This window comes from Halovulum sp. GXIMD14793 (assembly GCF_054457435.1).
This window is the reverse complement of record NZ_JBTLNE010000028.1, coordinates 21,758-44,112: the sequence shown is the minus strand read 5'-3', so window position 1 is coordinate 44,112 and position 22,355 is coordinate 21,758. Positions and strand designations below refer to the sequence as shown.

Annotated in this window: 16 protein-coding genes, 2 pseudogenes and 1 other annotated feature; of the genes and pseudogenes, 6 read left to right on the top strand and 12 right to left on the bottom strand. The window is 59.6% G+C overall.

The window, feature by feature from the left end:
• Positions 1-61 precede the first annotated feature (61 nt).
• The 5 genes and pseudogenes from rpoB (at position 62) to ACW9UQ_RS09830 (ending at position 12,159) form a co-directional block, all read left to right on the top strand.
• On the top strand, positions 62-4,195 hold the full coding sequence (rpoB, locus tag ACW9UQ_RS09850; protein ID WP_458930849.1) for a DNA-directed RNA polymerase subunit beta: 4,134 nt from the start codon (positions 62-64) through the stop codon (positions 4,193-4,195).
• Positions 4,196-4,242: 47 nt separating this feature from the next.
• The gene (gene rpoC / locus ACW9UQ_RS09845; RefSeq protein ID WP_458930848.1) at positions 4,243-8,448 is read left to right on the top strand and encodes a DNA-directed RNA polymerase subunit beta'; all 4,206 of its coding nucleotides are present in this window, start codon (positions 4,243-4,245) and stop codon (positions 8,446-8,448) included.
• 116 nt (positions 8,449-8,564) lie between these two features.
• Positions 8,565-8,876: pseudogene (locus ACW9UQ_RS09840) on the top strand (transposase); the annotation flags it as partial.
• Positions 8,877-9,561: 685 nt separating this feature from the next.
• Positions 9,562-9,617 (top strand) — a sequence feature (sul1 is cis-regulatory element that is thought to sense ions involved in sulfur or methionine metabolism; They are found in Alphaproteobacteria).
• 181 nt (positions 9,618-9,798) lie between these two features.
• Positions 9,799-11,295, top strand: a complete 1,497-nt coding sequence (locus tag ACW9UQ_RS09835; protein ID WP_458930847.1) for a SulP family inorganic anion transporter — start codon at positions 9,799-9,801, stop codon at positions 11,293-11,295.
• Positions 11,296-11,307: 12 nt separating this feature from the next.
• Positions 11,308-12,159 (top strand): universal stress protein, encoded by an 852-nt coding sequence (locus ACW9UQ_RS09830; RefSeq protein WP_458930846.1) that lies wholly within the window; start codon positions 11,308-11,310, stop codon positions 12,157-12,159.
• Positions 12,160-12,207: 48 nt separating this feature from the next.
• On the opposite strand, the gene katG is transcribed toward ACW9UQ_RS09830, so the two are convergent.
• From katG to ACW9UQ_RS09770, 12 genes and pseudogenes are all read right to left on the bottom strand, one after another.
• Positions 12,208-14,379: a catalase/peroxidase HPI gene (gene katG, locus ACW9UQ_RS09825; protein WP_458930845.1), complete on the bottom strand. Its 2,172-nt coding sequence runs from the start codon at positions 14,377-14,379 to the stop codon at positions 12,208-12,210.
• Between the two features lie 415 nt (positions 14,380-14,794).
• Positions 14,795-15,172 carry a 50S ribosomal protein L19 gene (rplS, locus tag ACW9UQ_RS09820; RefSeq protein ID WP_458930844.1) on the bottom strand — a complete coding sequence of 126 codons (378 nt, stop codon included), beginning with the start codon at positions 15,170-15,172 and terminating at the stop codon, positions 14,795-14,797.
• Positions 15,173-15,176: 4 nt separating this feature from the next.
• Entirely contained in the window at positions 15,177-16,052 is an 876-nt protein-coding gene (gene trmD, locus ACW9UQ_RS09815; RefSeq protein ID WP_458930843.1) for a tRNA (guanosine(37)-N1)-methyltransferase TrmD, read from the bottom strand.
• Complete coding sequence (locus ACW9UQ_RS09810; RefSeq protein ID WP_458930842.1) at positions 16,049-16,477, bottom strand: bleomycin resistance protein; 429 nt, start codon at positions 16,475-16,477, stop codon at positions 16,049-16,051. The genes trmD and ACW9UQ_RS09810 overlap by 4 nt, the downstream gene beginning before the upstream one ends.
• On the bottom strand, positions 16,474-16,998 hold the full coding sequence (rimM, locus tag ACW9UQ_RS09805; RefSeq protein WP_458930841.1) for a ribosome maturation factor RimM: 525 nt from the start codon (positions 16,996-16,998) through the stop codon (positions 16,474-16,476). The genes ACW9UQ_RS09810 and rimM overlap by 4 nt, the downstream gene beginning before the upstream one ends.
• Positions 16,999-17,108: 110 nt before the next feature.
• Positions 17,109-17,504 (bottom strand): annotated as a pseudogene (rpsP, locus tag ACW9UQ_RS09800) (30S ribosomal protein S16); the annotation flags it as partial.
• 35 nt (positions 17,505-17,539) lie between these two features.
• Positions 17,540-17,845 carry a chorismate mutase gene (locus tag ACW9UQ_RS09795; protein ID WP_458930840.1) on the bottom strand — a complete coding sequence of 102 codons (306 nt, stop codon included), beginning with the start codon at positions 17,843-17,845 and terminating at the stop codon, positions 17,540-17,542.
• Between the two features lie 103 nt (positions 17,846-17,948).
• Positions 17,949-18,464, bottom strand: coding sequence for a GNAT family N-acetyltransferase (locus ACW9UQ_RS09790; protein WP_458930839.1), 516 nt, complete (start codon positions 18,462-18,464; stop codon positions 17,949-17,951).
• Positions 18,465-18,543: 79 nt separating this feature from the next.
• The gene (locus ACW9UQ_RS09785) at positions 18,544-19,056 is read right to left on the bottom strand and encodes a GNAT family N-acetyltransferase (protein WP_458930838.1); all 513 of its coding nucleotides are present in this window, start codon (positions 19,054-19,056) and stop codon (positions 18,544-18,546) included.
• Positions 19,053-19,565, bottom strand: coding sequence for a GNAT family N-acetyltransferase (locus ACW9UQ_RS09780; RefSeq protein WP_458930837.1), 513 nt, complete (start codon positions 19,563-19,565; stop codon positions 19,053-19,055). The genes ACW9UQ_RS09785 and ACW9UQ_RS09780 overlap by 4 nt, the downstream gene beginning before the upstream one ends.
• On the bottom strand, positions 19,562-21,061 hold the full coding sequence (ffh, locus tag ACW9UQ_RS09775) for a signal recognition particle protein (protein ID WP_458930836.1): 1,500 nt from the start codon (positions 21,059-21,061) through the stop codon (positions 19,562-19,564). Before ffh ends, ACW9UQ_RS09780 begins: the two co-directional genes overlap by 4 nt.
• Before the next feature lie 3 nt (positions 21,062-21,064).
• Positions 21,065-21,358, bottom strand: a complete 294-nt coding sequence (locus tag ACW9UQ_RS09770) for a hypothetical protein (RefSeq protein WP_458930835.1) — start codon at positions 21,356-21,358, stop codon at positions 21,065-21,067.
• A 393-nt stretch (positions 21,359-21,751) separates the two neighbouring features.
• Here ACW9UQ_RS09770 and ACW9UQ_RS09765 point away from each other — a divergent pair, with 393 nt between their 5' ends.
• On the top strand, positions 21,752-22,267 hold the full coding sequence (locus ACW9UQ_RS09765) for a hypothetical protein (RefSeq protein ID WP_458930834.1): 516 nt from the start codon (positions 21,752-21,754) through the stop codon (positions 22,265-22,267).
• The last annotated feature ends 88 nt before the right edge of the window (positions 22,268-22,355 follow it).

The following is a 22,355-nucleotide window of genomic DNA, read 5'->3' as shown; positions in this document are numbered from 1 at the left end:
GGCAGGCATGCGCGGTATCCCGGCCCCGCATGTCCGCAGGCAACGAAGGTACGCGACACACATGGCTCAGACTCATTCCGGTCACAAACGTATTCGTAAATTCTACGGCAAAATCCGCGAAGTCGCGGAGATGCCGAACCTGATTGAGGTTCAGAAAAGCTCTTATGATCTGTTCCTGAATTCCGGCGATCAGCCCGATCCGCTGGATGGCGAAGGGATCATGGGCGTTTTCCAGTCGGTTTTCCCGATCAAGGATTTCAACGAAACCTCGGTGTTGGAGTTTGTGCGCTACGAACTGGAAGCGCCGAAATACGACGTTGAGGAATGCCAGCAGCGCGACATGACCTATTCGGCCCCGCTGAAAGTCACCCTGCGGCTGATCGTCTTTGAAGTTGATGAAGATACCGGCGCGAAATCGGTCAAGGACATCAAGGAACAGGATGTCTTTATGGGCGACATGCCCCTGATGACCAAGAACGGTACATTCGTTGTCAACGGGACAGAGCGGGTCATCGTTTCCCAGATGCACCGGTCCCCGGGCGTGTTCTTTGATCATGACAAGGGCAAGACCCATTCTTCGGGCAAGCTGCTGTTCACCAGCCGGATCATTCCCTATCGCGGCTCCTGGCTGGACTTCGAATTCGACGCCAAGGATATCGTTTTCGCCCGTATCGACCGCCGCCGCAAACTGCCGGTGACGACCCTTCTTTATGCACTTGGTCTCGACCAGGAAGGCATCATGAAGGAGTATTACGACACCGTCACCTACAAGCATTCCAAGAAGGGTTGGACCACCAAGTTCTTCCCCGAGCGGATCCGCGGCACCAAGCCGCTGTTCGACGTGGTCGATGCGAAATCAGGCGAAGTGATTGCCGAAGCGGGTAAGAAAGTTACCCCGCGCACGGTCAAACAGATCCTCGATTCCGGTAAGGTTCCTGACATTCTGGTGCCTTACGATGCCATCATCGGCAAGTTTGTTGCCGAAGACATCATCAACGAAGAAACCGGTGAAATCTGGGTCGAAGCTGGTGATGAGCTGACCCAGGAGATTGACAAAGACGGCAACGTCACGGGCGGTACGATCAAGACGCTGCTGGACAATGGCGTGAAATCGATCCCGGTTCTTGATATCGATGGTATCAATGTCGGTGCCTATATCCGCAACACCATGGCGGTGGACAAGAACCTGAACCGCGAAACCGCGCTGATGGATATCTATCGTGTGATGCGCCCGGGCGAGCCGCCAACCGTTGATGCGGCACAGGCGCTGTTCGACCAGCTGTTCTTTGACGCCGAACGCTATGACCTGTCCGCCGTTGGCCGGGTCAAAATGAACATGCGTCTGGATCTGGATGCGCCCGACACAATGCGCACCCTGCGCAACGAAGACATCATTTCCGTGATCAAAGCGCTGGTTGATCTGCGCGATGGCCGGGGTGAGGTGGACGATATCGACCACCTTGGTAACCGCCGCGTCCGCTCCGTCGGTGAGTTGATGGAAAACCAGTATCGCGTCGGCCTGCTGCGGATGGAGCGTGCGATCAGGGAACGCATGTCCAGTGTCGAGATTGACACCGTGATGCCCCAGGATCTGATCAACGCGAAACCGGCAGCCGCCGCTGTGCGTGAATTCTTCGGGTCCTCGCAGTTGTCGCAGTTCATGGACCAGACCAACCCGCTGTCCGAAGTGACGCACAAACGCCGCCTTTCGGCGCTTGGGCCGGGCGGTCTGACCCGGGAGCGTGCGGGCTTTGAGGTGCGCGACGTTCACCCGACCCATTATGGCCGGATGTGCCCGATTGAAACGCCTGAAGGGCCGAATATTGGTCTGATCAACTCGCTGGCATCGTTCGCCCGGGTGAACAAATACGGCTTTATCGAAACGCCCTATCGCCGGGTTGAGGAAGGCAAAGTGACCGATGAGGTCCTTTACATGTCCGCAACCGAAGAGATGCGCCACACCGTGGCGCAGGCGAATGCGCAGCTGGATGCGAAGGGTAAGTTCGTCAATGAACTGGTCTCGACCCGGAAATCCGGCGAATACATGCTGAACCCGGCCGAGAATGTCGATCTGATCGACGTCTCGCCCAAGCAGCTGGTCTCGGTCGCGGCCTCGCTGATCCCGTTCCTTGAGAATGACGATGCGAACCGCGCCTTGATGGGATCGAACATGCAACGTCAGGCCGTGCCGCTGCTGCGGGCCGAGGCGCCGTTTGTCGGCACCGGGATCGAGGAAATCGTTGCCCGCGATTCCGGCGCTGCGATCACCGCGCGCCGTGCTGGTATTGTCGATCAGGTCGATGCGATGCGTATCGTTGTGCGCGCCACCGAAGATCTGGACCCCGGCGATCCGGGCGTCGATATCTACCGCCTGCGCAAGTTCCAGCGGTCGAACCAGAACACCTGCATCAACCAGCGTCCGCTGGTGAAGGTGGGCGACACGGTATCCAAAGGTGAGTTTATCGCCGATGGCCCGTCGACCGATCTGGGTGAACTGGCCCTGGGTAAAAACGCGCTGGTCGCGTTCATGCCCTGGAACGGCTACAACTACGAGGATTCCATCCTGATCTCTGAGCGGATCGTGAAAGACGATGTCTTTACCTCCGTTCATATCGAGGAATTCGAGGTTGCGGCCCGCGACACCAAGCTGGGCCCCGAGGAAATCACCCGCGATATCCCCAATGTCGGCGAGGAAGCTTTGCGCAACCTCGACGAGGCGGGCATCGTCTATATCGGGTCCGAGGTGGGACCGGCCGATATTCTGGTCGGCAAGATCACCCCGAAAGGCGAAAGCCCGATGACCCCGGAGGAAAAACTCCTGCGGGCCATCTTTGGAGAGAAAGCCTCGGATGTGCGCGACACCTCCCTGCGGCTGCCGCCGGGCGATTTCGGCACCGTGGTTGAGGTGCGTGTCTTTAACCGCCATGGCGTGGAAAAAGACGAGCGTGCCCTGCAGATCGAGCGCGAAGAGGTGGAACGCCTGTCGCGCGACCGCGATGACGAGCTGGCCATCCTGGACCGCAACATCTATGCGCGTCTGCAATCGATGATCCTGGGACAAAAGGCTGTCAAAGGCCCGAAAGGCGTCAAGACACCGGCCACTATCGACCAAGACCTGCTGGAAAGCCTGAGCCGCGGTCAGTGGTGGCAGCTGGCCATCGACGACGAGAAAGTCGCGACCGAGGTTGAGGCGCTGAACACCCAGTATGAGCGGCAGAAAGCCTCGCTTGATGCGCGCTTTGAAGACAAGGTAGAGAAAGTACGCCGCGGCGACGACCTGCCACCGGGTGTGATGAAGATGGTCAAAGTCTTTATCGCGGTGAAGCGTAAGCTGCAGCCGGGCGACAAGATGGCCGGGCGTCACGGCAACAAGGGTGTTATCTCTAAGGTGGTGCCCGAGGAAGACATGCCGTTCCTTGAGGACGGGACCCCGGTCGACGTGGTGCTGAACCCGCTCGGCGTTCCCAGCCGTATGAATGTCGGTCAGATCCTTGAAACCCATATGGGCTGGGCCGCGCGCGGTCTTGGCGGGTCGATCAAGAACGCGCTGGATGAATACCGCCGCTCTGGCGATATGACCCCGGTGCGCGACGCGATGAAGATCGCCTATGGTGATGAGGTCTATGACGAAGCTATCAAGCCGATGTCAGATGACGAATTCACCGAAGCGGCCGGTAATGTTACCGCCGGTGTTCCGATCGCAACCCCCGTCTTCGACGGTGCCAAAGAGGCAGATGTCAACGACGCGCTTGTCCGTGCCGGTTTCAACGAAAGCGGTCAGTCAGTGCTGTTCGATGGCCGGACCGGCGAACAATTCGCCCGCCCCGTTACCGTGGGTGTGAAATACATCCTGAAACTGCACCACCTGGTCGATGACAAGATCCACGCCCGCTCCACCGGCCCATACTCGCTGGTTACACAGCAGCCGCTGGGTGGTAAGGCGCAGTTCGGTGGTCAGCGCTTTGGTGAGATGGAGGTCTGGGCACTGGAAGCTTACGGTGCCGCTTACACCTTGCAGGAAATGCTGACGGTGAAATCGGACGATGTGGCAGGCCGGACCAAGGTCTACGAAAGCATCGTCAAGGGCGAGGACAACTTCGAAGCCGGCGTGCCGGAATCGTTCAACGTTCTGGTCAAGGAGATCCGCTCGCTGGGTCTGAACATGGAACTGCAGGACGCGGAGGAGACGGAGTAAGGGCGCACCGGCGTCCCACTCCCTTTCCCTGACATAAGGATCACGAGATGAACCAAGAAGTGATGAACCCGTTCAACCCCGTCCAGCCAATGCGGACCTTTGACGAGATCAAGATCAATCTTGCCTCGCCAGAGCGTATTCTCAGTTGGTCGTTCGGTGAGATCAAAAAGCCCGAAACCATCAACTACCGGACCTTCAAGCCCGAGCGTGATGGCCTGTTCTGTGCGCGTATCTTTGGCCCGATCAAGGATTACGAATGCTTGTGCGGCAAATATAAACGCATGAAGTATCGCGGTGTGACCTGCGAGAAATGCGGTGTGGAAGTCACGCTGCAGAAGGTCCGGCGCGAGCGGATGGGCCATATCGAACTGGCCGCACCGGTTGCGCATATCTGGTTCCTGAAATCGCTGCCGTCTCGCATCGGTCTGATGCTGGATATGACGCTGCGCGATCTGGAGCGCATCCTTTACTTCGAAAACTACGTGGTGATCGAACCCGGTCTGACGGACCTCGCCTATGGTCAGCTTATGACCGAGGAAGAGTTCATGGATGCCGAGGATCAGTATGGCGCAGATGCGTTCCGCGCTGGCATTGGTGCCGAAGCGATCCGCGAAATGCTGGCCGCCATCGACCTAGATGCCGAGGCAGAGCAACTGCGCGCCGATCTGGCCGAGGCCACCGGTGAACTGAAGCCGAAAAAGATCATCAAGCGTCTGAAACTGGTCGAGAATTTCCGCGAGTCAGGCAACCGTCCGGAATGGATGATCCTGACCGTGATCCCGGTCATCCCGCCCGAGCTGCGCCCGCTGGTGCCGCTGGATGGTGGCCGGTTCGCGACCTCGGATCTGAACGATCTGTACCGCCGGGTGATCAACCGGAACAACCGTCTGAAGCGCCTGATCGAACTGCGCGCCCCGGACATCATCATCCGCAACGAAAAGCGGATGCTGCAGGAATCCGTTGATGCGTTGTTTGACAACGGTCGCCGGGGCCGCGTGATCACGGGGGCCAACAAGCGCCCGCTGAAATCGCTTTCCGACATGCTGAAGGGCAAGCAGGGCCGCTTCCGCCAGAACCTTCTGGGGAAACGCGTCGACTTCTCGGGCCGTTCGGTGATCGTGACCGGGCCGGAGCTGAAGCTGCACCAGTGCGGCTTGCCCAAGAAGATGGCGCTGGAGCTGTTCAAGCCGTTCATCTATTCGCGCCTTGATGCGAAGGGTCTGTCCTCGACCGTCAAGCAGGCCAAGAAACTGGTCGAGAAAGAGCGTCCGGAAGTTTGGGATATCCTTGATGAGGTGATCCGCGAACACCCCGTGCTGCTGAACCGCGCGCCGACCCTGCACCGTCTGGGCATTCAGGCGTTCGAGCCAGTGCTGATCGAAGGCAAGGCAATCCAGCTGCACCCGCTGGTCTGTTCCGCCTTTAACGCTGACTTCGACGGCGATCAGATGGCCGTACACGTCCCGCTGAGCCTTGAGGCTCAGCTTGAGGCGCGCGTCCTGATGATGTCGACCAACAACGTTCTGTCGCCTGCGAACGGTAAGCCGATCATCGTTCCGTCGCAGGATATGATCCTTGGTCTCTACTACATCACGCTGGAGCGTGAGGGGATGCTGGGTGAAGGCATGGTCTTCTCCAACATCGAAGAGGTAGAGCACGCGCTGAACTCTGGCCTTGTGCATCTGCATGCCAAGATCACGGCGCGGGTCGAACAGATCGACGAGGAAGGCAACGCTTATTGGGCACGGGTGGAAACCACCCCGGGCCGGATGCGTCTTGGTGCGCTGCTGCCGAAGAACCACAAAGCGCCTTACGACATCGTCAACCGCCTGCTGCGGAAGAAAGAAGTCGGTGAGGTCATCGACATCGTCTACCGTCACTGCGGCCAGAAAGAGAGCGTCATTTTCTGCGATCAGATCATGTCGCTGGGCTTCCGCGAGGCCTTCAAGGCCGGGATTTCCTTTGGCAAGGATGACATGGTCATTCCCGACACCAAGTGGGATCTGGTGAACTCCACCCGCGATCAGGTGAAGGAATTCGAACACCAGTATATGGACGGCCTGATCACTCAGGGCGAGAAATACAACAAGGTGGTCGATGCCTGGTCGAAATGTTCGGACGTTGTTGCGGACGCGATGATGGGCGAGATTTCGGCCGTGCGCCGGGATGATGCCGGGGCCGAAATGGAACCCAACAGCGTCTACATGATGGCGCATTCCGGGGCACGTGGTAGCCCGGCCCAGATGAAACAGCTGGGCGGGATGCGTGGTCTGATGGCCAAACCGTCGGGCGAGATTATCGAAACGCCGATTATCTCGAACTTTAAGGAAGGCCTGACCGTGCAGGAGTACTTTAACTCCACCCACGGTGCCCGTAAGGGTCTGGCCGATACCGCACTGAAAACCGCCAACTCGGGCTATCTGACCCGGCGTCTGGTGGATGTGGCACAGGATTGCATCGTCAAGATGGACGATTGCGGCACCGACAAGTCGATCACCGCAAGGGCTGCGGTCAATGACGGGGAGGTTGTCGCCTCGCTCAGCGAGCGTATTTTGGGCCGCGTCGTGGCCGAGGATGTCCTGCGTCCCGGCACCGATGAGGTTCTGGCCAAGCGCGGCGACCTGCTGGACGAGCGTCTGTCCGAAGAGATCGAGGCTGCGGGTGTTGTCACCATGCAGATCCGATCCCCGCTGACCTGCGAGGCCGAGGATGGCATCTGTGCCACCTGTTACGGTCGCGATCTGGCACGCGGGACCCGGGTGAACCCGGGCGAGGCTGTCGGCATCATCGCCGCGCAGTCCATCGGCGAGCCGGGCACCCAGCTGACCATGCGGACCTTCCACATCGGCGGGATCGCCCAGGGCGGCAGCCAGTCGTTCCAGGAAGCCAGTCAGGAAGGCAAGATCGAGTTTCGGAACCCGAACCTGCTGAAAAACCGTGATGGTGAGCATGTGGCGATGTCCCGCAACATGGAAATTGCGATCATTGACGGCAACGGCACCGAACTGGTCAGCCACAAGATCGGCTATGGGTCCAAGGTTCATGTCAAGGACAAGGCCAAGGTTGCGCGCGGCGATAAGCTGTTCGAATGGGATCCCTACACCCTGCCGATCATCGCCGAAAAGGATGGTGTGGCGAAATTCGTCGATCTGGCCGCAGGCGTTGCCGTCCGCGAAGAGACCGACGATGCCACCGGTATCAGCCAGAAGATCGTGATCGACTGGCGCACTGCGCCGAAGGGCAACGATCTGAAGCCTGAGATTATCCTGGCTGACCCCAAAACCGGGGAACCTGTGCGGCTGGATAACGGCAACCCTGAGACCCACCCGATGTCGGTTGACGCCATTCTGTCGATCGAAGACGGGCAGGAGGTCAAGGCCGGTGATGTGCTGGCGCGTATCCCGCGTGAGGGCGCGAAGACCAAGGACATCACCGGTGGTCTGCCGCGTGTGGCCGAACTGTTCGAAGCCCGCCGTCCGAAGGATCATGCGATCATTGCCGAAATTTCCGGCCATGTGCATTTTGGTAAGGATTACAAAAACAAGCGCCGCGTCTCGATCGTTCCGACCGAGGAAGGTGCCGATCCTGTCGAGTACATGATCCCGAAAGGCAAGCACATCCCTGTGCAGGAAGGCGACTTCATCCAGAAGGGCGAATACCTGATGGACGGCAACCCTGCGCCGCATGACATCCTGCAGATCATGGGTGTCGAGGCGCTGGCCGATTACCTGATCGACGAGGTCCAGGACGTCTATCGTCTGCAGGGCGTGAAGATCAACGATAAGCATATCGAGGTGATCGTCCGCCAGATGCTGCAGAAATGGGAAGTGTCCGACAGTGGCGGTACCATCCTTCTGAAGGGTGAACAGGTCGATAAGGCCGAATTCGACGAGGCCAACGAAAAGGCCATCGCCGAAGGCCGCGAGCCTGCCAAGGGCGGCCCGATCCTTCTGGGGATCACCAAGGCGTCGCTGCAGACCCGCAGCTTCATCTCGGCTGCGTCGTTCCAGGAAACCACCCGCGTTCTGACCGAAGCGGCAACGCAAGGCAAACGCGATCGCCTGATCGGCCTGAAGGAAAACGTCATCGTTGGCCGCCTGATCCCCGCCGGGACCGGTGGTGCCACACACGATATCAAACGTGTGGCCCAGCAGCGTGACGCCAAGATCCTGGAAGAACGCCGCGAAGACGCCGAAGCTGCAATTGCGCTGGAAGGCCCGGTAGAGGTTCCCGAGGAAAGCGCGACCGAGTAACGGGCGTCTTACGTCTGAACAATGAAAAGCCCTGCCAACTGGCGGGGCTTTTCTTTTGTGAGGACTTACAAAACGACATGGCCGATGCCGCGACATCGCAAATTTCTTGGTCCGAGGGCCGCGCCCTGCTGACCGATTGGGAGGCGCCGATCAAAGGTGTGCCCCTGCTCATGGACCGGGCCTATGAGGGCGACGAAACGCGACAACTGGTGCTCGACTTGGGCATGGTTCCGGTTGTCCCTCCGAAGGCAAACCGGCGGGTCAAATGGGGCTACGACCGCACCCTCTACAAGAGGCGCAACGAAGTCGAACGCCTGTTCCGAAGGCTGAAAGACTTCCGACGTATCTTCTCAAGATTCGAAAAGCTTGATGTCATGTGCCGCGCCTTTCTGAACTTCACCCTCATCGTGGAGATGATTAAGTGTTAACAGGCCCTAAAGCGTTTCGGGATAAACCTGAGACAAAAGATTATCCTGAAACGCAGTGATAAGCCTATATGGTGTACGCGTTTCGATTTTATGTGATGTCTCAAGGTAAACTCGAAACGCTTTAGGAGGACATTTTGGGAGGATAGTGCGAATTGGCATAGTGCGGTGAAAGCAAGTCGGACTTTCTTTCGGGCATGGTTGGCATCTATGGAGTAGAGCTTATGAAATCCAGTTCAGGTCTTGTCTTACCCAATGCTGGACAGCAATGGCACCTGCATATTCGCAGAGTTTGAGGAATTTGAGAGCAAACCCTACTATGTGGGGTCGGTTAAATTTGGGAACAAAACGCTGCGTAAGCTGGGCCTGTCAGTCGACGACATTAAGTCGCTGGAGAGTGACGAGTATGGTTTTGTAGCGGGAAAAAACCAAGGCTTCTCCAGCGACTTTGAGACGCACTACTTTAGCACCAATTACTCTGAAAAACCCACGTCTGACGTATTAACAATATTGGGTAAGGTGTCTAATATAAATTATAATCTGGAAGAGTAGTTTTATCTATTTTGATAGCTTGATGTTTTTAAGGCGGTATTGATGAACCCTCCGAAATTGGAAGGGTAAACACGGCCTGTGGTGCCAATAATGCTTGAGATTTTGCGCAGAATCAGGTCTATGCGGTGCAAATCGTACAGGTCTCGGTGAAAGCCCGGGTGGCGCTTCCGGTCGCTGATCCGCCGGATAACCCTTTACCGCTCGGCGTGAAAAGCAGGCTTTCGCCTGTGCGCGGCGTGCATAAACAACAATGACATTCCGGGATGTTTCGGGCCGAACCAAAGGCTGGTTCAGCAAAACGTGTCGGTTTCTTAATCTGACATGCCGGACTGGTCTTTGCGGGACCTGCGCGGCGCAAGGTATCTAACTGCTCATGATCTCTGTTTCTGAATACCGACAGCAATGGTTCGGCAATATTCGCGGTGATGTCCTTGCGGGCATCGTTGTGGCCCTGGCCCTGATCCCCGAGGCGATTGCGTTCTCGACCATGGCGGGGGTGGATCCCGAGGTGGGGCTTTATGCCTCGTTCTCTATCGCGGTGCTGATTGCCTTTACGGGCGGGCGGCCCGGGATGATCTCGGCGGCGACTGCTGCAACGGCCTTTGTCATGGGCTCTCTGGTCAAGCAGCATGGGCTGGATCATCTGCTGGCCGCGACCGTTCTGGCCGGTCTGCTGCAGATCACCGCTGGTTTTCTGAAGCTGGGGCGTTTTATGCGCTATATATCAAGCTCGGTGATGACCGGCTTTGTGAACGCGCTCGCGATCCTGATTTTCATGTCGCAAATCCCCGAGATTGATCCGCGCAATGCGGATGTGACCTGGTTGACCTATGCGCTTGTGGCGGTGGGGCTTGCGATCATCTACCTGTTCCCGCGGATCACCACAGCCTTCCCGTCGCCGCTGGTCGCCATCATCGTGCTGACGGCTGTTGTTGTGCTGACAGGCTGGGACGTTCGCACCGTTGACAATCTGGGCGATCTGCCCGAGGCCCTGCCGGCCTTTCTGCTGCCTGATATTCCTCTGACGCTGGAAACGCTGAAAATCATCTTTCCCTATGCGGCGGCCGTCGCGGCCGTCGGCCTGCTGGAAAGCTTGATGACCCAGAGCATCGTGGACGATCTGACTGACACGAAAACCAGCCGGGATCAGGAATGTATCGGGCAGGGCATCGCAAACACCGTCACCGGGTTTATCGGCGGCATGGCCGGATGTGCCATGATCGGCCAGTCGATCATCAATGTTAAGTCCGGCGGGCGCGGCCGCCTGTCGGCCTTTACCGCCGGTGTTGTTCTGCTGGTTCTAGTGGTCGGGCTTGGGGATTTCGTCGCCCGCATCCCAATGCCAGCGTTGGTGGCCATCATGATCATGGTCTCCATCGGGACGTTTTCCTGGTCTTCGATTAAAAACCTGAAGGTGCATCCGCATTCGTCCTCTATAGTTATGATCGCAACCGTCGCGGTGGTCGTTTACACCCATAACCTGGCTATCGGTGTGTTGGTGGGTGTGCTGCTGTCCGGCATCTTTTTCGCGGGCAAGATCGCCCAGCTGTTTCGCATGTCCTCCAGCCTGTCAGAGGATGGGCGCGAGCGGACTTACGTTGTGGAAGGCCAGCTGTTCTATGGCTCCGTCGAGGATTTCACCGAGGCGTTCGATCTGCGCGAAGCGCTGGACCGCGTTGTCATCGATGTCAGTCAGGCACATATCTGGGATATCAGTTCGGTGCAGGCGCTGGACATGATTATCCTGAAATTCCGCCGCGAAGGGGCCGAGGTGAAGGTTATCGGCATGAACGCCGCCACCGAGACATTGGTCGACAAGCTTGCTATCCATGACAAGCCCGGGGCGCTGGACAAGCTGATGGGGCATTGAGGGGGGATGAGCATGGACAAGATATTGGCATTGCTGGATGGCTCGGCCTATTCCGAAAGTGTGTGCCATCACACGGCCTGGATCGCACAAAAGCTGAACGCCGGGGTAGAGGCGATGCATGTGCTGGGTCGCAACGAGGGCGGGACACCGACCGACCTGTCAGGCGCGCTGCGCCTAGGGGCACGATCGGCCCTGCTGAAAGAGCTGTCCGCGCTGGATGAACAGCGCGCGAAACTGGCGCAGGCGCAGGGCCACGCCATTCTTGAGGATGCCAAGGCGATCCTGGATCAGGACGGTGTGCCGCATGTGAACCTGCGGCTGCGCAAGGGCGATCTGCTGGATGCCGTGCGGGAGTTGGACGGCGATATCCGCGCCATCACCATCGGCAAACGCGGCGAGGGGGCGGATTTTGCCTCCGGCCATCTTGGCTCAAACCTGGAACGGATCGTGCGGACCTCCAAGGTGCCGGTCTTTGTCGCCTCGCGCGAGTTTCGGCCCATTTCCCGCGTGCTGGTGGCCTATGATGGCAGCGCCAGTGCGAACGTGGCCATTGACCGGATGGCGGCCAGCCCGGTCTTTGCCGGTCTTGAGATCTGCGTGCTAAGCATCGGTCAGGACACCGTCAAACTGCAGGAGATTGCAGAAGCCGCGGTCGCAACCCTGCGCGCCGCAGACATCAACGCGACCCCGCGCGTTGTCTCTGGCACCCCCGAGGAGGTGTTGACCCGCCTGACCACAGAGGAAGGCTTCGATCTGCTGGTGATGGGGGCCTATGGCCACAGCCGCATTCGCAGCCTGATCATCGGGTCGACCACAACGGCGATGATCCAATCGGTGAAAATCCCGGTTCTGCTGTATCGCTAAAACGGGATCAGAAGCGCCGGGCGGCAGATACACCGCCCGGCGATAACCTTAAGCCAGATCAAACCGATCTGCGTTCATGACCTTGGTCCAGGCGGCCACAAAATCGCGCACGAATTTCTCGGCATTGTCATCCTGGGCGTAAACCTCGGCATAGGCGCGCAGGATCGAGTTTGAGCCGAAGACCAGATCGGCGCTGGTCGCAGTCCATTTGACAGCGCCAGAGGCCCGGTCGCGGATCTCGTAACTGCCATCCTCTGCCGGGTGCCAGCTATAGGCCATGTCGGTCAGGTTGACGAAAAAGTCGTTGGTCAGCTGACCCACGCGGTCGGTGAACACACCATGGCTGCTGCCGCTGTGATTGACGCCCAACACTCGCATCCCGCCGACCAGCACAGTCATTTCCGCCGCGGTCAGGCTCAGAAGCTGCGCCTTATCCAGCATCAGTTCCTCGGGCGCGACGGCGTATTTTTCCTTTTGCCAGTTGCGGAAACCGCAGGCCAACGGCTCCAGCACGTCAAAGCTCTCGGCATCGGTTTGCGCATCGGTCGCGTCGCCGCGTCCCGGAGCAAAGGGAACCGCGATGCTGTGGCCCGCCGCCGTTATGGCCTGCTCCAGACCGACATTCCCGGCCAGAACGATCACATCCGCGATGGAGGCTCCGGTCTCAGCTGCAATCGGCTCCAGCACAGCCAGCACCTGCGCCATTCGCTGCGGCTCATTCGCCGCCCAGTCCTTTTGCGGTGCCAGACGGATGCGTGCGCCATTCGCTCCGCCCCGTTTGTCCGAGCCGCGATAGGTCCGCGCGCTGTCCCAGGCGGTGGCAATCATGTCTGCCGCAGACAGGCCGCTGGCCGCGATCTTCGCCTTCACAGCTGCAACGTCATAGGCGGTGGAACCAGCGGGAACCGGGTCCTGCCAGATCAGATCCTCTGACGGCACATCCGGCCCATGGTAATTCGCCCGAGGCCCCATATCGCGGTGGGTCAGCTTGAACCAGGCGCGGGCAAAGGTATCGGCAAAGTAATCGGGATCGGCGCGGAATTTCTGGCAGATCGCATTGTAGGTTGGATCGACCTTCATCGCCATATCCGCATCGGTCATGACCGGCATGATGCGAACCGAAGGATCAGTCGGGTCAACCGGCATGTGATCTTCAGGCATGTCGACCGGTTTCCACTGATTGGCCCCGGCAGGGGATTTGGTCAGTTCCCATTCGTAGCCGAACAGATAGTCGAAAAAGCCCATATCCCACTGGGTCGGATTTTTGGTCCAGGCCCCTTCGACCCCAGATGTAAAGGCATTGGTTGCCTTGCCGTCCAGGCCGGGGTTGTCCCAACCAAAGCCCTGCATATGCACCGGGCAGCCCTCAGGTTCAGCCCCGATATTGGCGTGATCGCCGCCACCATGTGCCTTGCCAACGGTATGGCCACCGCAGGTCAGCGCGGCGGTTTCCTCGTCATTCATTGCCATCCGGCCAAAGGTTTCGCGCACATGCAGCGCGGTGCGGGCCGGATCAGGATTGCCGTTCACCCCCTCGGGGTTCACATAGATCAGCCCCATATGAACGGCGGCCAGCGGATTATAGAGGGTCGCGGTATCGTCCAGATCACCATAACGGTTCTCGGACGGGGCGAGCCATTCATCCTCGCCCCCCCAGTTCACGTCCTGCTCTGGCCCCCAGATATCCTCGCGCCCGAAGCCAAAGCCGAAGGTTTTCAGCCCCATGGATTCGTAGGCGATGGTGCCCGACAACACGATCAGATCGGCCCAGCTGAGCGCATTGCCGTATTTCTTTTTCACCGGCCACAGCAGCCGCCGCGCCTTGTCCAGGCTGGCATTGTCTGGCCAGGAGTTCAGCGGCGCAAACCGGATATTGCCCGAGCCTGCACCGCCCCGACCATCGCCCATGCGATAAGAACCCGCAGAGTGCCAGGCCAGACGGATCATCAGCCCGCCATAATGCCCCCAATCCGCGGGCCACCAGCTTTGGCTGTCGGTCATCAGGGCTTTGACGTCTGCTTTGACAGCCTCAAAATCCAGCGCTTTGACCGCCTTGCGGTGATCATAGTCCGCGTCCATCGGATTGGTCCGCGCGCCATGCTGATGCAGGATGTCCAGGTTCAGGGAGCGTGGCCACCATTTGGTGACGCTGTTGTCCTGTCCTGTATTGCCGCCATGCATGACTGGGCAGCCGCCTGCCGGATTGGTGTTCCCGTCCATAATTCGTTCCCCCATTTGGTGAATCGGTCAAAGTTTGGAAATAAACTAGAACGATTCTAACAAGGGGGCGAGGGTGAAATTCAACAGGTTCGTGAATGTATTAAGACGATGGATGCGTGGCGGAGTAGAACGCCCATTCTAACCACGCGCGGAATAAGGCCGTCAGGCCGCCGCGCATCGCCGAGCCGTCCCGTCGGCACGGCGATTGGGTTGGTCTTGGTGCATCGAATGGTTGGAGCGCGCCGGTGGCTGGGATAAAGCGCTCTAACCGAATGGCAGATCGCCGCACCACGGCTCGGCGATGCGCGGCTTATCGCCTAGGGTCGCCACGGAACGCCGACCAGGGTCTCTTAAAACGAAAAAGGCACCCCGTTCGGAGTGCCTTTGAAAGCCGTCTGTGGCGAAGCTTTGCCCTCTATTTAGAGGACAGCTCGCGGTAGTTGGTCTTTTCTGCGATACGCGCAGATTTACCGCGACGCTCACGCAGGTAGTACAGTTTCGCACGGCGAACGCGGCCGCGGCGGATCACTGTGATGCTGTCGATATTGGGCGAGTGGAGCGGGAAGACACGCTCGACACCTTCGCCGAAGGAAATTTTGCGAACGGTAAAGGACCCGTCAATGCCATGGCCGTTCTTGCGGCTGATGCAGACACCTTCGTAGTTCTGCACACGGGTCCGGGTGCCCTCGGTCACCTTGAAGCCGACGCGGATGGTATCGCCAGCCTTGAAGTCAGGGATATCTTTGCCAAGCGCAGCAATTTGCTCTTTCTCGAGCGTTTCCAGTAGGTTCATCGTCTCAATCCTTGTTCTCGCCTTTGCCGGCGATGGTGTGCGCGTCCGAGAGCTGTTGGCCTGGCTCCGGGCTCTTACCTTGGGTTTCAAGATAAGCCCGCCACAGGTCGGGACGACGTTCCTTTGTCAAAGCTTCCGCCTGGGCGTGCCGCCATGTGGCAATCCGGCCATGATGTCCCGAAAGCAGGATCTCGGGTATCTGGTGGCCATCCCAGTCAGTGGGCCTTGTATATTGCGGGTATTCGAGAAGCCCGTGAGAGAAACTTTCTTCCTCGGTCGACTCAGCATTCCCAAGCACGCGGGGTATAAGGCGAACCGTTGCGTCAATCAAGGCCTGTGCGGCGATTTCTCCGCCGGTCAGGATATAGTCGCCCAGGCTGACCTCGATGATATTTCTTGTGTCGAGGATTCGCTGATCCACACCTTCGAACCGGCCACAAAGCAACGTGATGCCATCGGTCTGGGCCAGCCGCCGGGCCATGGTCTGATCAAAGCGCCGGCCGCGCGGGGACAGATAGATCACGGGCCAGTTGCCCGTTGCACCGGCTGACGCGGCATCCAGCGCCTTTGCCAGAATATCAGCGCGAAGCACCATGCCCGCCCCGCCGCCTGCGGGCGTGTCATCGACATTGCGGTGCTTCCCTTCGCCAAAGTCGCGAATTTGCAGCGTTTCCAGACGCCACAGCCCGTCCTGCAACGCCTTGCCGGTCAGCGAATAGCCTAGGGGGCCGGGGAACATCTCGGGGAATAGGGTCAGTACCCGTGCTGTCCAGGCTCCGGCCAGGTCGGGCCGGTCCTGCATCAGTTCACGCGGCTGGGCCGAGGGGCGGACAGCCAGACGGCCATGGGATTTGGCCGGGCGCTCTGGGCGGTCGGTCATCGGACGAACCGGGCTTTGGATGCGGGCGGGGTTTCCGAGGGCAAGGTCTGGCAGAACCGCAGCAGATAGCCGTCGGGGTCCTGCAAAACAATCTGGCGCTGGCCGCTTAGCCCGGTGCCAGTCTTGTACCAAACCTCTTCCAATGGGCGAAAAACGGGTGTCTGGGCGGCCTTGGCGCGGGAGACCAGTTTGGCCAGATTTTCCACCTCGATCTGCAGGTTGATCCCGCGGCCCAGTGGCGGTTCAGCTGGGGCGGCCAGCCAGCTGTCAACATTGAGTTGTTCCAGCATAAGGGCGGCCTCTCCAAGCTTCAGATAGGCAAAGCCCTCTCGCCCATATTGCTTGATAAAGCCGAACACGCCGGTATAGGCGATCAGGCTTTTTGTCAGGTCGCGGCAGTAAAGCTCGGGGACAAGCGCGGTCATGGCTTGCCCTCATCGAACAGACCGTCGGGCGGGTCGATGATGGCCCGTTTCGCGGTCAGGTCGATGGTTGGCACGGCCTCCTGCGTGAAGGGCAGCAGGACGGATTTTCCGCCGAAAGACACCTCCAGCAGATCGCCCGCGCCGTGATCATGCACGGCACTGACCTTGCCAAGCCGCGCGCCGCCGGTGTCGAACACCTCCAGCCCGATCAGGTCGGTATGGTAGAATTCGTCATCGGGCAAGGCGGGCAGGCGGTCGCGCGGGGCGTAAAGGCGCGTGCCTTTCAGCGCCTCTGCCGCCTCGCGCGTGGGCACCCCGGACAGGCGGGCGGCGAACCCGTTTTTGATCGGCCGTGTGATGGTGACCTCATAGCTGGTGCCACCATCTTCGGTCGTCAGGGGGGCGTAATCCGCAATGGCACCGGGATCGGCGCAAAAGGATTTCAACCGCACCTCGCCGCGCACACCAAAGGCGCCGGCGATGGCGCCGACGCATATATGCGCTGTGTTGGGCTCGCCCATACCGGGGATGAAGGAAGGCCTTACTCGGCCTTCTCTTCCTCTGCAGGGGTTTCCTCGGCCGCTGTGTCCTCGGCAGGGGCTTCTTCTGCGGGAGCTTCCTCGGCAGCGGGTTCTTCGGCCGGTTCTTCGGCCGGGGCTTCTGCGGCGGCTTTTGCGGCCTCAGCAGCTTCGGCTTCTTTGGCGGCTTTTTCTTCGGCCCGTTCCTGAGTTTTCTTGCCGGGTTCCGCTTTCTGCGGGTTGCTGCGCTCTTTCTTTTCAAGCACGCCAGCAGCTTCCAGCATCCGCGAAATACGATCTGTTGTCTGTGCGCCTTCGCCGAGCCAGTACTTTACCCGGTCGAGGTCCATCTTGACGCGGTCTTCGCTGTCTTTGGGCAGCAAGGGATTGTAAGTGCCCAGTTTTTCGATGTAGCGGCCATCGCGGGGCATGCGGCTGTCGGCGGCCACAATCCGGTAAAACGGACGTTTCTTGGAGCCCCCACGGGCGAGACGGATTTTAATAGCCATTTTGTTCTCCTTTGATCATGGCGGTCTGCGACAGATCAGTCTGTCGCGGATTGGTGTTGTTCGTGATGGCGGATCACTTCCAAGATCACGAAGTTGAGGAATTTTTTAGCAAATTCCGGGTCGAGATCGGCTTCGGCGGCAAGCCGTTCGAGCCGGGCAATCTGGTCAGCCTCACGCGAGGGGTCGGAGGGGGGCAGGGCGTGTTCGGCCTTGAGCTTGCCAACCGACTGGGTGTGCTTGAAGCGTTCGGCCAGGGTGAACACGAGGATCGCGTCCAGTCGGTCGATGCTGTCGCGATGCTCTTTCAGAAGGGTCGCGGCACGGGTAATGGCGTCGGTCATAGGCTGTCTCCGAAGGGTGCCAGCATGCGTATGGCATGCGTATGGCAAACGTCTGGCAATCGGCTGGCCGCAAAGTCGATTTGCATTATGCGAAAACTGCGGGTCATGCGGCCTCCGCCGGGGCTGGGTGGCGATAGATCAGGGCGGGTTTGCCGGTCGGGGTGACATCCTTGCGGTCCAGCGTCGCGCCCATCCGTTCGGCCAGCGCGATCGAGCGGGTGTTGTCCGGCGCGATGACGCTGAAGGCCTCGGTCCAGCCGATGGTGTCATAGGCGTGGCGGCGGGCGCGCAGGGCGGCTTCCATGGCGATGCCCTTACCCTCTTTCGCGGGGTTGGTGATCCACCAGCCGATTTCCGGGGCGAGCCAGCCATCGGGGTTGTAGGGGCCGATCATGCCGCAGAGCGCGTCGTCGGATTTGTCGACCACCGCAAAGAGGCCATAGCCGCGCAACTGCCAGTGGCCCAGATGGCCGGCAAAGCTGTTCCAGGCCAGATAGCGATGCAGCGGCCCGCCGACATAGGCGGCGCGGTCCGAGCCAAGGAAATCGGCGACGTGATCGAACATATCGGGCGTGGGCATGCTGAGGCGCAGGCGGTCGGTTTCGAGGGTGTGAGTCATGGCGTGGCCCTTGTGGTGGGAGCGAGGGGCCAGCCCCTCGCGCATCCCGGGATATTTTTGGAACATTGAAAGGGGTGGGTCATTGGGGGCCCCCTTGGATGGCATGGCGATAGACCAGGTCTTCGGCGTCGTGTCTTTTGGCACTGTCGTCGCGGGAGGCGCCGAGGCGTTTGGCCAGGGCGATGGAGCGTGTGTTGTCGGCGTGGATATAGCTGACCAGCGAGGCGGGGCGGAGGACCGCCCTTGCGTAATCCAGTGCAAGGCGGGCGGCGTCATAGGCGAGGCCGCGGCCTTCGAAGCCGTCAAAGAGGATCCAGCCCAGTTCGGGTTCTGCGAAATGTGGCGGGTGGATGATGGCGACCTGTCCGGCGAACTGGCCATCCGGTGTTTCGATGGCCCAGCCACCCATGCTGGTCAGTGCCCAGGAGCCGACCTCGGACGCGAAGCTGTACCAGAGCTGCGTGCGGGTATCGGGCGTGTCTGTATAGACCGCGCGGGGGGACTGGAAGAAGGTCCAGAACGCCTCCATATCCTCGGCGCGGTGGGGGCGCAGGCGGATGGCCTTGCCGGTGATGGTCGGGGCGAGGGTCATGCGGCGGCCCTTTGGGTCAGGGCGTAGGTCAGGCAGCCGGGATACCAGTCGGGTGCTGGCTGATCGGTCAGGGTGGCCCCCAGCCGGTCGGCGATGCGGCGCGAGGCGTGGTTGTCCGGCTGGATGCGGATCAGGAGTTCGGGCCAGCTGAGATCGGTTAGCAGGTGGTGGGCGACGGCCCGGGCGGCCTCGGTCGCGAAGCCCTGGCCTTCGTGGGTGCCGTCCCAGAGGGTCCAGCTGAGTTCTGCTGTGTCGTGGTCCACGGTGGCGAGCGGGCCGACATGGCCGATGGGCGCGTCACTATGGGTGATGACGTAGCGGCCAAAGCCGCGAAGGGTCCAGTGGCCGATTATGGCGGCCAGCTTGTCGAAGGCTTGCTGAGCCGTGAACGGACCACGGACAAAGCGCGCCCGGTCGCTGGCGCAATAGGCGGTATAGGCCGGCAGGTCGCTGGCCTGCGGCTGGCGCAGCGTTAGGCGGTCTGTGGTGAGGGTAGCTGCGGGTGTCATTTCTTTTTCCCAAAGCCGGACAGGCCGGGGGGCAGTTGCGCACCGCCCATGCCGCCGAGGCCCGGGGGCAGGGCACCGCCGGGGAGTTTGCCGCCAAGCGCCTTGGCCGCCTGTTCCATAGCTGCCGGGTCGTCCATATCCGGTGTGCCGCCTTTGCCAAACATGCCTTTCATGGCCTGTTTCAGCATGCCGCCTTTGCCCATTTTCTTCATCATGTCGGACATCTGGCGGTGCATTTTCAGGAGCTTGTTGAGTTCGGAGACCTCAAGCCCGGCGCCTTTGGCCACGCGTTTCTTGCGGCTGGCCTGCATGATCTGGGGCTGGGCGCGCTCGCGTTTGGTCATGGAGTTGATCAGCGCAATCTGGCGTTTCAGGATGGCGTCATCCATGCCTGCGCTGTCCATCTGTTTGGCCATTTTGCCCATGCCGGGCATCATGCCCATGACGCCCTGCATGCCGCCCATTTTCATCATTTGCTCTAGCTGCATCCGAAGGTCGTTCATGCTGAACTGACCTTTGGTGAAGCGCTTCATCATGCGTTCAGCCTGTTCGGCCTCGATCGTGTCCTGGGCCTTTTCGACGAGGGAGACGATGTCGCCCATGCCAAGGATGCGGCCGGCGATGCGGTCCGGCTCGAAGGTTTCCAGCGCGTCCATTTTTTCGCCAAGGCCGACGAATTTGATGGGTTTGCCGGTGACGGCGCGCATGGACAGGGCGGCACCGCCGCGACCGTCGCCGTCCATTCGGGTCAGGACGACGCCGGAGATGCCGATGCGGCTGTCGAAGTTTTCGGCTGTGTTGACGGCGTCCTGACCGGTCAGGCCGTCGACGACCAGAAGGGTTTCGCGCGGGGTGGTGATGTCGCGCACGGCCTCCACCTCGGCCATCAGGGTATCGTCGATGGACAGGCGTCCGGCGGTATCCAGCAGGTAGACGTCGTAGCCACCGAGGGAGGCCTGTTGTTTGGCGCGTTTGGCGATGTCGGCAGCGGATTGGCCCGGGACGATGGGCAGGGTGTCGACGCCGATCTGAAGGCCAAGGGTGGCGAGCTGTTCCATCGCGGCCGGGCGGTAGATGTCGAGCGAGGCCATCAGCACGCGTTTGCCCTGTTTCTCGGTCAGGCGTTTGGCGAGTTTCGCAGTGGTGGTGGTCTTACCGCCGCCCTGCAGGCCAACCATCAGGATCGGGGCGGGGGGCGTGTCGATTTTCAGGCTGCCGGGGTCGTCATCGTCGCCAGCGAGCACATGTACCAGTTCGTCATGGACGATCTTGACCACCTGCTGGCCCGGGGTGACGGATTTGGTGACGGACTGGCCGGTGGCCTTGTCCTGCACCGCCTTGACGAAATCGCGGGCGACAGGGAGAGAGACATCCGCCTCCAGCAGGGCAACGCGGACCTCGCGCAGAGCGGTCGACACATCGGCATCGGACAAAGCGCCCTGTTTTGTCAGCTTGTCGAAGACGCCGCCGAGGCGGTCGGAGAGGTTCTCAAACATGGATCAAAGCGCCTTTCCAGAGGGCGTCGTGGAACGCACATAGGTTTCAAGTATGATTGCGACAATGACGCTCGCGATCAGTAGGGCCAGGGCAGGATAGAACCAGATAAAGGCACCGGTGTAGAAAATTTTACCGCCGATGGATGCGATAATGTCCGGGCCGTAGTCGCAATGGTAGGGCGGTAAGTAGGTTCTCAGCCAGGAGATTATTTTTGCGCTTTCGAGCCATACAAACACGGGCAGCCCGAACGAAATCGTCGAGAAGAAGAGGATCAGTTTTGCTTTTTGACTTCTCATAACGGCCTTTACGTTGCCCCAAACCAGAAAAGCACCCGTGGGCGCAACGCGCTGACGGGTGGCGATCCTGATATAGGGTCAGGACCGGAAGGTTTCACGCCTCCGGAAGTGTTGAGGGGCATTTAGGGGGAAAGGGCAGAAAGGTCAAGGGGGCTGGGGCTTGGGAGGGTATGTCCTGCGGCGCTGGGTCGATTGGTGTGTCGTCGGAAGGCTTCCGCTTGCCGGTTTGGATTGCCTCGTTCACCCTCGCTAAGAATTTCATTGAATATTGTACGGGCGGCCCGGTTGTCCCCAGCGTTTTCGATAGACGGCCTTGTATTGGGATAAGCTGAGGTCGGCAATATCGGCTCGGCAGACTTTTCTGCCGTTCGTTTTTTAACTAACACCAGTGGTATGAACCACAACAAGCTTCATAGTGTCGCTCATAATTACGCTGGCTCTTTGGCTGGCGGCTTGAGCTTCGTGGTGCCGCATCACGTCATGCACACCAACGTTTTCGCTGAGGCGGCTGCGACCGAAGACGGATATTTTGTTGCGGACTTTTTGACTGGACGGGTGGATGGTGCTGCTCCGGCAGGAGAGGTCGCGTACGCCTTGCCGCTGTTCAAGGACGCCTTTCCCGCGTTTTGCAAAAAGCACAATGTTGATGTGTCTGATTACCAGACCTTTCGAGTGCGGTTCATTGCGGATAGCGGTGAAAACAGGTTTGTCGTTACCGTTGAAGACAGAAATGGGCGACGATCCTCTCGTGAATACATCGGCACCCCAAGCAAACGCTCAGAGACACTTGATGAGCTTGGTAGGCGACGCCCGAAGGTTCTGGATAAACCCTTCGAGCGTCATGCGAAAAATCTGAATCATCTAACGCTGCCTGAAATCAAAGATTTCAACGCGTTAGATGATGCCTGATGTCTCAGGTATTTCGTGAGACGCTATAGATTAACAAATCCGGCGGGTCTGGGCCCAAAGACGCCTTTCAAGCTCGAAGCTGAATGTC